General features: G+C 47.4%; 15 protein-coding genes. 8 read left to right on the top strand and 7 right to left on the bottom strand.

From position 1 onward, the window contains the following. Positions 1–251: 251 nt before the first annotated feature. From HG1285_RS11455 to HG1285_RS11445, 3 genes are read right to left on the bottom strand one after another with little or no spacing between them, the layout of a single operon-like run. The gene (locus HG1285_RS11455) at positions 252–848 is read right to left on the bottom strand and encodes a transcription termination/antitermination NusG family protein (RefSeq protein WP_008287006.1); all 597 of its coding nucleotides are present in this window, start codon (positions 846–848) and stop codon (positions 252–254) included. After that, on the bottom strand, positions 848–3,184 hold the full coding sequence (locus HG1285_RS11450) for a hypothetical protein (RefSeq protein ID WP_008287007.1): 2,337 nt from the start codon (positions 3,182–3,184) through the stop codon (positions 848–850). The genes HG1285_RS11455 and HG1285_RS11450 overlap by 1 nt, the downstream gene beginning before the upstream one ends. Before the next feature lie 22 nt (positions 3,185–3,206). Further along, complete coding sequence (locus HG1285_RS11445) at positions 3,207–3,707, bottom strand: hypothetical protein (protein ID WP_008287008.1); 501 nt, start codon at positions 3,705–3,707, stop codon at positions 3,207–3,209. A gap of 68 nt (positions 3,708–3,775) precedes the next feature. Here HG1285_RS11445 and HG1285_RS11440 point away from each other — a divergent pair, with 68 nt between their 5' ends. Both HG1285_RS11440 and HG1285_RS11435 read left to right on the top strand, forming a co-directional pair. Further along, positions 3,776–7,654: a conjugal transfer protein TraG N-terminal domain-containing protein gene (locus tag HG1285_RS11440; RefSeq protein WP_008287009.1), complete on the top strand. Its 3,879-nt coding sequence runs from the start codon at positions 3,776–3,778 to the stop codon at positions 7,652–7,654. 42 nt (positions 7,655–7,696) lie between these two features. Beyond that, positions 7,697–8,284, top strand: coding sequence for a hypothetical protein (locus tag HG1285_RS11435; protein ID WP_008287010.1), 588 nt, complete (start codon positions 7,697–7,699; stop codon positions 8,282–8,284). Positions 8,285–8,288: 4 nt separating this feature from the next. Here the strand turns inward: HG1285_RS11435 and HG1285_RS11430 are convergent, their stop codons facing one another. Continuing rightward, on the bottom strand, positions 8,289–8,636 hold the full coding sequence (locus tag HG1285_RS11430) for a hypothetical protein (RefSeq protein ID WP_008287011.1): 348 nt from the start codon (positions 8,634–8,636) through the stop codon (positions 8,289–8,291). Between the two features lie 45 nt (positions 8,637–8,681). After that, positions 8,682–9,086 carry a heavy metal-binding domain-containing protein gene (locus HG1285_RS11425; RefSeq protein ID WP_008287012.1) on the bottom strand — a complete coding sequence of 135 codons (405 nt, stop codon included), beginning with the start codon at positions 9,084–9,086 and terminating at the stop codon, positions 8,682–8,684. Between the two features lie 66 nt (positions 9,087–9,152). Between HG1285_RS11425 and HG1285_RS20470 the strand changes: the two genes are divergently transcribed. Then, positions 9,153–9,284 (top strand): hypothetical protein, encoded by a 132-nt coding sequence (locus tag HG1285_RS20470; RefSeq protein ID WP_008287013.1) that lies wholly within the window; start codon positions 9,153–9,155, stop codon positions 9,282–9,284. Here HG1285_RS20470 and HG1285_RS11420 read toward each other — a convergent pair. After that, a complete protein-coding gene (locus HG1285_RS11420; protein ID WP_008287014.1) occupies positions 9,281–9,688 on the bottom strand; it encodes a hypothetical protein in 408 nt (135 codons plus the stop codon). The genes HG1285_RS20470 and HG1285_RS11420 overlap by 4 nt on opposite strands. A gap of 119 nt (positions 9,689–9,807) precedes the next feature. After that, positions 9,808–10,071: a hypothetical protein gene (locus HG1285_RS11415; RefSeq protein WP_008287015.1), complete on the bottom strand. Its 264-nt coding sequence runs from the start codon at positions 10,069–10,071 to the stop codon at positions 9,808–9,810. Positions 10,072–10,294: 223 nt separating this feature from the next. On the opposite strand from HG1285_RS11415, the gene HG1285_RS11410 reads away from it, so the two are divergent. From HG1285_RS11410 to HG1285_RS11390, 5 genes are all read left to right on the top strand, one after another. Beyond that, positions 10,295–10,675 carry a DUF1874 domain-containing protein gene (locus HG1285_RS11410; RefSeq protein ID WP_008287016.1) on the top strand — a complete coding sequence of 127 codons (381 nt, stop codon included), beginning with the start codon at positions 10,295–10,297 and terminating at the stop codon, positions 10,673–10,675. Between the two features lie 93 nt (positions 10,676–10,768). Beyond that, positions 10,769–11,221, top strand: coding sequence for a hypothetical protein (locus HG1285_RS11405; protein WP_008287017.1), 453 nt, complete (start codon positions 10,769–10,771; stop codon positions 11,219–11,221). Positions 11,222–11,400: 179 nt separating this feature from the next. Beyond that, positions 11,401–11,613 (top strand): hypothetical protein, encoded by a 213-nt coding sequence (locus tag HG1285_RS11400; protein WP_008287018.1) that lies wholly within the window; start codon positions 11,401–11,403, stop codon positions 11,611–11,613. Then, positions 11,610–11,939: a hypothetical protein gene (locus HG1285_RS11395; RefSeq protein ID WP_157560523.1), complete on the top strand. Its 330-nt coding sequence runs from the start codon at positions 11,610–11,612 to the stop codon at positions 11,937–11,939. The genes HG1285_RS11400 and HG1285_RS11395 overlap by 4 nt, the downstream gene beginning before the upstream one ends. A 19-nt stretch (positions 11,940–11,958) precedes the next feature. Then, positions 11,959–12,396 carry a hypothetical protein gene (locus HG1285_RS11390; protein ID WP_008287020.1) on the top strand — a complete coding sequence of 146 codons (438 nt, stop codon included), beginning with the start codon at positions 11,959–11,961 and terminating at the stop codon, positions 12,394–12,396. Positions 12,397–12,593 lie beyond the last annotated feature (197 nt).

Consider the following 12,593-nt stretch of genomic DNA (forward strand, 5'->3'; position numbering starts at 1 on the left):
AATGGAGATAAACTTTCCGGACGGAAGACTTATGTGGAGATTTTAATTCCACTTATACTGAGGCTGATGTTTTAATTCCACAAAGGTGGAGATAACGGAGATAGTGGAAATAAGTTTTAATTCCACTGAGGTTAAGGTGGAGATTGGGTGGAAGATGGGGTGCAGAGAGTTTTATCTCCACTTAGGTAGGAGTGGGTGGAGATAGTGGAGATAAAGGTGAGTTTTTAATTCCACTTAAGTGGAGATAAACTTCACAGGAGGATGACCCTTTCAAGGGGCAGGATGGCGGTGAAGGTTTTATCCCACAGTCTCAGCTTTAGTTTGAGGCTCAGGTCTTCATAGACCTCCTCTATGACTCCTTCGGCTCCTGTCCACTCTCCTGAGACTACCTTTACCCTCATGCCTCTCTCGGGCAGGAGAGTCTTGAGCCTCTCCCCTTTCTCCACCCTCTTCTGGAGGTCTGAGACCTCTTCGTCCGTGAGAGTCCTGACCTTGCCTCCCATAATAAGGAAGCCTACAACGTCAAGGAGGTTCTCGGTCTTGGAGAGTATGTCTTCATACCTCCCCTTTACGAAGAGGTAGCCTCTTAAAGGAGACTCCCCGTCGGAGATAACTACTCTGACGTCAGGGTGGTTGTTGTCGGTGAAGACCTCTCCGTCCCTTATCCTTATGTTCACTCCCCTCACGCTTATGTCTTTGTCCTTTGACAGGGAGAAGCTGTACCTCTTCTTTCCGTTTACATACACGTTAAGCTTCTTCCGGGAAGGGTAGAGGACTTCAAAGTCTCTGCCCAGAAGCTCTTTCAGGGCTTCTTCCTTCCCAGACCTTACCTTCAGCACATACCACATCACAATACAGGGTTAGACTTCTGTAACTGCTTCACCCACATCCTCACCTCATAGGGGTCTTCCACGTCCTTCTCTTGTCCCATGTAATACAGCCTGACCCTTTCCTTGTTCACCACCACATACGCTTTCCTGCCCAGGACGTAATCCTCATCCGCCAGCTCTTCCTCCGTAAGGCTCTCCTTAGTCTCTACGGGCACGTTCTCCACGAAAAGCTGAATCGCAAGCCTGTCCCCTACGTGGGCAAACATGGTCTTCACCGACTCTTCGGGGAAGGTAGATACGGGTATTAGGGTATAGTTACCGGCGGCTCTCCTCTTAACGAGGAACCCGAGATTCTTCCTTATCTCCCCCACATTCCTCCTGCCCGCACTTATCCCTATCTCCCTGAGCAGGTCTATGAACTTCTCTCCCCTTATCCAGAGGTACCCGTCCTTGACGGTCTCTATGAAGACGCTCCCATAGACCTCAAGCACCTCCTTCATCTCTCCCAGAGTCCTCTCCTTCTCTTCGTCCACGTACTCGGCACAGGAGAACTTAACAGCCTCCACGTAGAGCCACTCCCTCGCTATCTGGGAAAGGAAGTGCCCTCTCTTCTCAAGGTATGAAGAAAAGGTCTTGAAGGAGGATAGGACTTTACCGTCCACCTCTATCCTGTCCCCCTCTATCACCACCTCAGCCTTCACCACGTCTCCTGTCCTGACGTCCACCCTCTTGTTCTCCACTCTCGGGAGCGAGTCCCTGAACCTGTAATAGGGACAGGTCTCGGTGCAGTGCCTCTTTAGCAGAGGGTTGCTGCACCTGACCAGACCCCACAGGGCGTCAGAACCCTCCACCTTCTTCTTAGCCTTCGTGGTCTTTATCTCCCCTCTGCCTATGCCCTTGCAGGTGGTCATGAGCACTACCGCTTCCGCATAGGGGTTGTCGGTAAGCTCCTTGAGGGGAAAGTCCGAATAGAGGACTTCCCACGAAGAGGACGGCATCATGAACGCCGTGTAGAGGAGGTTGGTCACGTACCACTCCGTCTCCCCGTTTTCTACGGTAGAATACTCCCTGAGGGCTCTCTCAAGACAGGGAGGAAGCTCAAGTATAACCCCTACCTTAGTCTCCCCCTTTTCCTCCCTCTTTTTACCATCCTCATCCTCCACGACGTAGGTGGCTCTCATGGTGGAGTAGAGGAAGCCCGAAGGCAGGTGGAATATGCCCCTGTGATCTTCGTAAACTTCCTCCCCTGAGAGCTTGAGGAGCTCTACAAACAGGCTCGGCGGAACCGCCTTCCCGAAATCCCTCCAGCTGAGGGACACCTCCTCTCCCCTGAGAGACTTCACAAGGGAAAGGAAGTCGGAAGGGTAGTCCCCCTTCAAGGAGTAGGTCTTCCCCTCCTTATAGACCCACTCTATCGTCTGCTTTATCCTCGTGTGGGGTCTCTCCCTCTTCTCAAGGTCTGAGAGGTGCTCGTAGTAGAGCTCTATGACCTCTTCCTTATCCACGCCTGCGGAGTACATCTCCCCCGCAAGTCCGAGCATAAAGTCGTTCCTCTGTCCGTCCAGCTCCCCGTAAAACTCCCTCGCCCTTTTAAAGACCTCCTCCGGTGTGACCTTCTTCACACTACCCTTCAGCTCTATGCCAAACTTCTCTCTGAGGCTGTTTTTCAAACCCACAGGTGCCTGCGAGAGGACTTCCCTCTTCACACCTAAGACGAGTTCGCAGAGGTCAAACTTCTTACCCTCCTCCCATATCAGCCACTTCGTATCCGTGCCTCTCTTCCTTGAACGGGTGCCTATGAGCCTCACACCTTTGCCGAGATTGAAGGAGGACTCGTCAAACTTACCCAGAACCTTCCTCACTCCCTTCAGGAGCTTCTCCCTTATGCTCCTGAAAGTCTCCCTGTCCTCTACCTTCACCGCATCGTCCAGCTCAAGGACTACGAGGAGACCTCCTCCCGTGTAGCCTACCTTCCCTATCCCCTTCTTCTTTAGCTCCTGAGCCTTCTTCAGGGCATCTTCCTCACTCAGCTCCTCAAAGTCCACATCTACCAGCACCCTGTCTATGAGTATGTAGCCGTGAGAAAACAGCTCCCCCTCCGTCCACCTTGAGAGCTTCCTCTCCAAAAGCATATAGGTTATGTCCTCTTCGCTCTTCGCCTTCCACTTGAAGGGCATTATCCCGAAGTCGTTGGGCTGGAGGGGAGTGCTCTTTACCGCCTCCGTCAGGAGCTCCGGTGTGACCCTGAGTGCCTCCGAGTGGGGCAGGTACTCCCCGTCCTTTTCTCTGCCGTAGGACATGAAGAGTAGGTCTGAGCCCTCAAAAAGGGTTAGTGTCCTGGCTAACTCTTCCATACCTCTAACCTCCGAAAAGGTTTTAAACTGCTAACTTCTCGCCCTCTTCGGTAAGGAACACCCTGTAGGTCTTCCCCTTGCCCGAAGTCTCCACGAGACCCTCCCTCTTCGCCCGTGATACTATCTGGAGGACGGAGAACCTCTCAATCCCCATCCTCTCCGCTATCTCATCTATATCAAGTCCCTCCCTCAGGTACCTGATAAGCTCCTGTACCCTCGTCTCCTTCTTCTTGGGAAGTCGGTATCCCCTCCTCTCAATAGCCCTCACACGGAAGTCGTAATACTTGTCCTTGTCAATCCCCATAGCCTCCATGACCTCTTCCCTGCTCAGCCCCCTCTCGTGCAGGTATATGTACATATCAACCTTCGGTATCTTCCTGGGTGCCTCGTCCCCGAGAGAAAGGATGCTCCTGACCACCTCTGCGGGAGAGAGCCCCATCTCCCTCTCTATCTCGTACAGGCTTGCCCCCTTCCGCAGAAGCTCAAGGAGTAAACCTTCCTTACTGACCACCTCAATACTCATCTTCCCTTTTCCTCCAAAGTGGTGTATATTTTAGTGAATATACCACTGATACACGGAGGTGTCAAGTTATGAACACAGTTTACGCCTGGGGTTATGGAGACATACTTGCATGGGTTCTTAACGGCATCAGCATGCTCGTCACTCAGGCTGAGTATGTGACCTGGTTGAAGATAGCGATACTGATAAGCACGAGCGTGATAATAATGGCATGGATAAGGGGTAGGGCTTCGGGAGAAGGAGGCATAGCCCTTGAGGCGGGGCTGAGGAACCCCTGGTATCCCGTAACCTACTTCCTTGCCAGCTACATGATATTTCTTGCCTTCGTGAAGATCACCACCACCGTCACAGTCCACGACAGGACTACCGGCAACAACGAGGTGGTGACCAACGTCCCCATAGGCGTGGCGTGGCCTCTGGCTTTCTTCTCCACCTTTGAGCTGAAGATGGGGGAGCTGATAGAGACTACCTTCGGTGTCCCCAACAACATCAGCTACACCGATACGGGATTCTTCTCGGGGATAGTGGCTCTCAAGAGTGCTGTGGACTTCAGGGTTAAGGACGAGAGGCTCATGGGCAACATAAACAACTTCTCTGTGGACTGTGTAGTCCCTGCCATACTCTCAGGGGACATAAGCAGGGATAACCTATTGAACGGGGACTTTGTGGCGGAGCTCAATAACGTTAACCCAGCCCTCGCTACCACCTACAGGGACTCTTCCAACAACCTCCTCGTCCTGGACTGCCAGACAGCTCTGGGGAACATAATCGCCGATATGAACGCCTACGTGAACCCTACTACGGGAGAGGCTTTCGCCTTCCTTGAGAAGGTCACGGGTCTGGGGGCGAGGCTGTCCCCCGTCCTGAACGAGAGCCTGACCTACTTTCTCGGCTATACGGGGAGTGCTCAGGACTTTCTCATGCACAACATATTCATGAATCAGTTTCTCATAGCCCAGACGAGCTGGCTTCAGGCAAACGGAGTTTCCGCCTCTCAGGTTGCGGTAGGTACAGCCCTTGCGGAACGTCAGCTTGCCTCCCAGGGGGCGGTCAGCGGTTTCCTTGCAAGGAGCTATATGCCCGTCATAAAGGGGATAATGACCGTCATAACGGTCGCTTCCGTCCCCATAGTGGTGATACTCCTTATGCTCGGGGGCTTCCTCTACTCAAGGAGGGTGATACTCACGGGCATAACCACAGTCCTCCTGTGGCTCTCCCTCTGGCACATAGTTGAGGTCGTGCTGAACATGATAGTGATGGTGAAGACGGGAAGTCTTCTCCAGGACCTGTTAGGGAGCGGGTGGTCTTCTATGGCTCTTTACAAACAGAGCCTCATATCCTCTGAGGTCATGAGGTATGCCAATATGGTGGGTCAGTATTACTGGAGCATACCTTTCTTCTCCCTCCTTATAGCGGGCGGGTTCTCCGTGTACACCATGAACTCCCTTGCGGGGAGCGGAGCGGGTGTGGTGTCGGGTGCTTCGTCGGGTGCGGTGGCTCAGGCGGCTACCGGTTCCTTTAAGGCAGGAGAGGTGGGCATAAACAACATAAGGATGAACACCTTTACGGACAGGATACTGACCTCTGACGTGTTTACTTCGGGGATAGTGAACAGGAATAACTGGACTGAAAGCCAGGCTGCCGTAAGAGACCCGGTAAGCGGTGCCCAGCTGAACGGTTCTTTTTCTCCTGACGGGAATTCGTTTACGGGAAAGGTAGAGGCGGGTAGTTATTCGGGAAGTGGAGTGTGGCAAAGAGATGGTGACGGGTGGAGGCTTCAGAACGGGACTGCCCTTGCCACCACCTCTGAGGCTCTGAAGAAGATAACGGGCGGGCAGATGACGGGACTAACCAACGCTCAGGTGACCATGAGGAATGGGCAGGTGGCGTCTGTAAAGGGTATAGACGAAGATACGGGAGCACAGGTAACTATAAGGAGAGGTGAAGATGGAAAGCTGTGGATGACCTACGAGAAGGGAGGGGCTAAAGCTGAAGCGGTCAGTAATGATGGAGGGCAGAGCTGGCAGACAACCCGTGCCGACCTCCCCATCATGGCGAGGTACATGGAGAGGTTTGCTCAGCAACTTTCTGAATCTATTGAAACTGCTCAAAAAGTCCAAGAGGCGCTTAGGAAGGAGGATGGACTTGCAAATACAAGTACAAACACATTTGCCACAGGTTTTGGCTACTCATGGGATATTTCCACAGGTAAGGGACAGGCAAACGAGAACGAGAGGACATTTGGAAAGGAACTTATCAAGAATGTAGGTGCTAAAGCACTGGAGCAGCTTGGAAAGGAAGGACACGTAAGAAAAGATGGAACAAGAATAAGTGAACAGGAAGTAAGGGCAAAGGGAGCTATAAAACTTGGACTACCGAACCTCTTGAAACAGGGAAAACTCCCCTTCAAATTGCCCGCTAATGTCGGTGTGGATACAGTTTTCATGACAAGGGAAGGATGGGTTGTAAAAGACTCTAAGGGACAGTATTGGTTTTTTAAGAGGACTGAAGATGAGTGGAAATCAGTCCAGGAAGCATGGAAGACAACGGTCAGCGGGAAGAATAAAGATTTTATGGATTCTATGGAGAAGATAACTGATAAAACTTATACAGACGCCAATTTTAAGGAAGATTTACAAAATTTCAGGAAAAGGGTAGGTTCCTATGTGGCTCAAATTGAAGATACCTTGAGGAACAAACTTGAGCATACAAAACAAAACTCAAGAGAAATAGTCGCAGAGGCCGCACATCTCTTTCTTCAATCGGTGGCAGACGACCTGTTCGGTGGTGATGTAAGAAAAGCAACAGAGTGGGCAATTGATGTTATCTCTAACCCTCGGACAGTTCAAGGTAGGCTTGAATCTGTCAATAAACAGATACAACAACTCCAGAGCTTAGTGGAGTCAAACGACCTTTCGGAAGATGAAAAAGCCCAATACCAGCAAAAGATACAACAGCTCCAGAAAGAATCCCAATACCTTTCTACCTTAACGGGAGAGGGCAAGGGAGACAGTAATTTGGTGATGGGAATAATGGATAAGGTGATGGATAAGTTTATGCAAGACAAGAACATAACTAAACCCGATGCAAATGCAGAAAATATAAGGAAAGCAGCCGGAGAAGCAAAAAAGGAAGGCTATGGTGCGAGGAATGTAGAAGTTAAAGCTCCTTCTAAGGATGCGGGAACCGCATATAGAAACACCACTAAGACAATAGAAGATAGGCGAGAAGAACTTAATCAAGAGTTCAAAGACAAAAGATCAGGGACAGATGTCCAGATACAGCTTTATGACAAGTATGCAAGAAATAAGGACTTTATGACCTTTAAGGACGATATGAGTAAATTTAATAATGACCTCAGGGAACTTGCAGGACTGTATGGACAAAGAGATGCTTTTGAGCAAAAATTTGCTGAACTTAAAGCTCAGCGAGACGAAATAGCCAGCAAGATTACATCGGCGGAGAATGAACTTTACGCTGATGTTTCTACCCTTTCCAAGTTAGGTGTAGCTGCAAGTGACATCTGGGGACTCATAACTAACGAGGATAAACTAAAGGAGTATGAGGAGTTTGTGGAAGGATTGCCTAATGTGCAAAAGGCTAATTACATAGACCCTAATATTATTAAAGGGATGAGAGAAAGGTGGATGAATATTATGAGAACTAAAGGAAGCTTGAATATTCTTGATGCTGCCATAAACCAATCACAAGGAAACATAGACAAGGCACAAGAGCTAATAAAAGCCAAGATAGGGGAGATAAGTAAAAATAAGGATGGAAGAGCATTTAACATAGCGAGAGATATGTACGAGGGTAATTATGACGTATATGGGGGGGATGCTACTGGGCCGAAAAGAATTACTACTGACACAGAAGTTAGAGAAAAGTCCCATCTTGAATGGGATAAGTATCGTGTGAAAGATAATGACACCATCATAGGTGCACCCTAATCTTTACTTGGGGCTAAAATATACAGTCAGGAGAGGATAGGAATGAAAAGGGTTCTGTTGCTTGTAATTTGGGTTTTCACTACGCACATTTTTGGTGAAGAACATAGCCTTGCTTATAAGTGTAATAAAGAGGAAGATATAGATGCTTGCAGGAGGGTTCTTGGCTCCTATATAAGTGCTCTTGAGATTGAACTTGATTGGTTTACTAAAGAAGATTTGAAACTAAAGAAAGAACCTATCATTACAAATTTAGCTGATAAAGTTTACATCTTTTACGGAGAACTATGCCCTCCAAAGAAAAAGGAAGATATGATACTTTGCATTCGGGCTTTACAATCTCTATATGGAGCAGGAAGGTTTGTATTTGACCCAGCCGCTATTGCAATAGCTAACCTTCCTATGTCGGGCAGCGTGCTTAAATCTGCGTGCAAGAACTTACTTGAGGGATACTTTTTTATAAGCAGAGCCTACATCTATTCACCCCTATGCAACGGAATAACAGAAAAGCATGGTAAATCTATATACAAAGCTTGTAGCAAAATCCGAGACATAAGAGAAGCCTCAAAACACTTAATAGAAAATAACACCAAAGAAATTGCTCGCTGTCAAAAGGTTTTATTCAATAGGTAAACTCTTAAATAGTTGCAATTGCACCAGTTACCTCAATCCCCTCTTCATTCATTGTTTTTACTTCTTTCAAGATTTCTCTTACTATATCCACAATTTCGCTGCTTTCCTTTTCTCTAACTACAACTTTCTCTCTATCTATCACTACTTCAAATCCCTCTGGCACTTCTAATTTATACCCGTTTATTGTTACAGTATACGTTCTGCCGTCTTTTACCTTCTGCTCCTTTATTTTTTCAACCCTCTCTTTATCTTCTGTTGTTCTATTCTTGTCTCTTTGTCCGCTCTCCTTCCCAAACAGCCTATCGTCCTCCTTTCCCTCAAGTATCCTATCTATCCTTTCTCTTGCGTCCATGCCTCACTCCTCAATAGTTTTTGTAAAAGCTATTTTACAGGCTAATCAACAATCGGAAATCTGGCTTTCCCTTCTACCACTCTCCTCAATAAACACAGCTTCCCCGTAAGCTATCAGGTGTAGCACCACCCACTCTGCACCAGCATAAGCGTAAGAACCTGCTTCAATCTTGACATTCACTAATGCGTTGGCTCCCTTTTTTCTTGCTTCTCTTATAAGTTTTCTGATTACCTTATCTACCAACTCCTTAGCCCCATCCCTGTTGGGAGAGGACATGGTTTCAGATACGTAAATAAGCCCAAATGTTTTTGCCACGCTTTTGCCGGAAGGCGGTTGAGGTAGAGTGTATATCCCTACCCATTCAGGAAGGTTCTCTTCCTCTATTATCTCCCCCTTATCCCTTTCTATCATCTCTTCTATTTTTTCAACAGCTTCTTTTACAAACTTCACAACTCACCCCTCAAATGGTTTTATTACCAAAAATAATCCCTGATAATAGGGAATGTCAAGGGTAATATGTATGACTACACAGCCTTATCCCAGAGAGGCTGGAGCGTGAATACTCAGGGACAGATTTACAACGCTACCACAGGCAAGATACTGAATAACATAGACAGGAGTGAGTTCATAGTGGGTAGGGTGGCTTAGAAGGGTTTGGCGACTTGCTCTCCCAGAAGGTCTATAACTTGCTCCCTGAATTGTCTGTTTTCTTCTCTCTCTGCATCCATCCTGACTATCACAGCCTTCACATTAGAGTTAAGAGCCTTCAGCTCCTTGAGTATCTCTATAAGTACCTCGTCCCTGTCTTTGGGCAGTTCCTCTTTCTTCTCCTCTTCTCCCTTTACCTCTTTCACCTCTTGAGTCTCCTGAGCTTGAGCCTGCGGTTGCTCTTGGGGTTGTTCTTCTTCATATATCATATCTGCCATATCGCCAAGTATTGCTTTCATAAATGCCTTGCCAGCTTCTTCCTGTTCTTTGCTTAGCTTTTTCTTTTCACCATCAGAAGGATTATTAACTCTCTCCTCTTCCTTCTTCCTCCCAAAAAACTTCATAGCTCACCCCTCAAGTAGTCTTATTGTCAAAGTTAATACCTGATTATTGAAAGTGTCAAGGGTAAAATTACCTTTTGGGGTAAACCTGCTCAAATTTCTCTCTTATATGAATAACTTTTTCACTTCACGAGTCCGAACACTCTGAAGATGAATTCAAGGGCGTTCTGGTTGAGGAAGATGATTAGGAAGATGACTATTAGCATGAGGGTGGTAAACTTCTTATCAATACGATTTAATTCTTCCCTTAAGGAGACCTCTACCCTATGTATTTCTTCTCTAACCTGTTTAAACTCCTCATAGGTCTCCTTACGAAAATTATTAACTTCCTGCCTTACTTCTCTTACTTCCTGCCAGAGCTCCTTCTCTTCCTTAACACCTGACATACCTGATTTCTAATATATCACTTCCATAGGCAGATGCCATCAGAGCCAAACTTGACACCATCGTGTATAAGACCTAAACTATACTTGTCCGCAAGGACATTCCAAAGAGACTGAGAGGAGGAAGACACCACCCTAAAGCTCTCAGTCTGTCTATTCGGTTTTAAATCCCAGCTTCTAAACCTCCGGGGGTTGGGATTTAAAAAATCCAAGAGGAGGTTAAGCCATGAAGTATCGCTCTCTTTATGTGACCAACGCCTTTAGTTTGTCCATGATTAAGGACTTCCCCTGCACCATCAAGGTGCAAGAAGTTCCCTCCCCCAAAGAGGCAGAAAGCTTAATTATTTCAGAGGAGGCGGGAGGAGCTTATATATCCTTCCGCATAGGTCACGCATCCACGCTACAGGTGTTGAGGGAGATGCTTAAGAACCTCCGTCTTCCCGAAGAACCAAACAGGGATCCAGTAACAGTTGAACCCAACTGTAATGATGCTGTTCTTGTGTTTCAACTTTTTAAGCGTCCCCAAGAGGGACAGATCTACAGCCAAGAGGAGCTGAAGGAGATCATTTCCAAAAACCTCTACAAGTTCTTGCTTGTAGAGGTCTAACCCACTCCAGCCCCAGAGGGCGACCTTCGGGTCGGGGCTAACTACCTTCCGCTCGCCCTCGGCGGGAGGAATTCTAATGAAAGGAGGTGTATCATGGTGCAAGAGCAGGAAGTTGTAAAAGCCAGCTTGGAGGATATTCTTAGGCTTGACGCTGGAAGTATCTATGCCTACGACAGCTCTGCAGGAGAGCGATATGAAAGATGGGAAGTAACAATCTATACTAAGAACGGAGACAGAATAGATCTCCCTATATACCACGAAAGGTATGAGTTTGGCAGTAATCACGAACCAGATCGGGAGGAAGGTGAGCCCAAAACAATCGGTGAAGCTCTTCCAGAGTTGCATATTGAGCCGAACGAGATCAAGGAGGTAGTAGTTTACGAGAGGTATTATTGCTCGTGGGAGGATTACGCCGACTGGGAAAAAACAATCATCTACATCCCAGAAGACACAATAGACATAGAAACTCTAAGGAGGGAGATGATAAGAAAGATAAAAGAAATGGCTGATGAGGAAGTTTTTAAGCTATATTATTCGCTCTTTTGACTTCCCGCCCCTCCGGGGGCACTCCTATCTTCAAGTCTCTACACAGGGACTTCAAGGTGGGAGTTAATCCCTAACTCTAATAGCACTTCCCAACACTAACCCTACGGATACAAGTATCTGTCCTCTTTGGGTAGGTATTTGTATCCCGAAAGGGAAATCCAATCATAGGAGGTGATGTCATGGGCAGTAGTCTGTCTAAAAGGCTCCTGAAAAGGAGTCTGAAGATGTTGATGGTAGGAACAAAGCACGGAATTCTCCACTCTCCCGAAGATGTAAGGAGAGAGCTGGAAGATGAGACTCTCAAGTTCCTGATTGAGTCTCGGAAGACGTGGAAGGTTTCAGATAGGGAAGTTAAAAGGCTTGTGGACAAGGTAATTAAGGAGGTGGAATGATGGAGAGGGCACTCGTTATTGACGGGAGTAGGGTAAGAAGACCTCGCAAGAAGGAAAGACCTGCGAGTCGGAAGAGCGTTATAGAACACGCCATCGCCCTATCCGAGAGGATTTCGCCTCAGATGAGGACAGACACGAACAAAATAGCTTCTCAGGTTCACGGTTACTTCTTCTCCCTCTCTTACTCCGTCCTGAAAATCAGGGTAGGTGGAGGAATTACTTACCTGCGGTGTTTTGATAGCAATAGCTTTCACCGCATCTACGTCAGCATCTTTGAGGTAGATGGGGTAGTAGAGAGCTATGAGATTGAAGTGAGGCTGAAGTAAGAATATAGGAGGTGAAGTAATGAGGGCTAAGGTTTACGTCCATGTTGATGTGAGAGAAAAGAGGATATATATTGAGGGACAAAGGGGGCTTTACGTGAAAAAGAGGAAGAAGAGGGTTCAGGACAGGTTTAGAGAGCTGGCAGAAGACCTGAAGAACCTCAAGAAGAATTGGAACTCCGACCTGCCTTTTGAGGAAAAGAAGAAGATGGTAGAAGCCATAGCGATAGCACACGGACTCAAGTATCAGGGAGAGGTGATCAGGTGCGAGGTAGAGCCTCCAAGAACGATGCCCGGAACCATAATAGAAAGAGAGCACCCTAATGAACCCTCAAGGGCAGAAATGAAGTTCTCCCGTTACCTGAGTAAAGACGGGAGGATATACGTCCTGATAGGGGAGGACGAGTACGACATAGAAATAAGAGCAGGTATGCGATTCCCCGGTATCACTTCCGATTGATTTTCTATTTGCGGAGGTAGGGCTATGAGGACTTTGTTATCGGATGAAGGTGTAAAGTCTTCTATAAAGAGAACTCTCGTAGGCAGGCTCCTGCCTGCCACTCCTATTCTCTCATTTTCAAGCTCTTAGAAGAGGGCTTGATAGTGGGAGTAAGTAAGCTATCTTCTACGCCTGCAAATTGACATAGTTATGCCGAA

It is taken from the genome of Hydrogenivirga sp. 128-5-R1-1 (genome assembly GCF_000171895.1).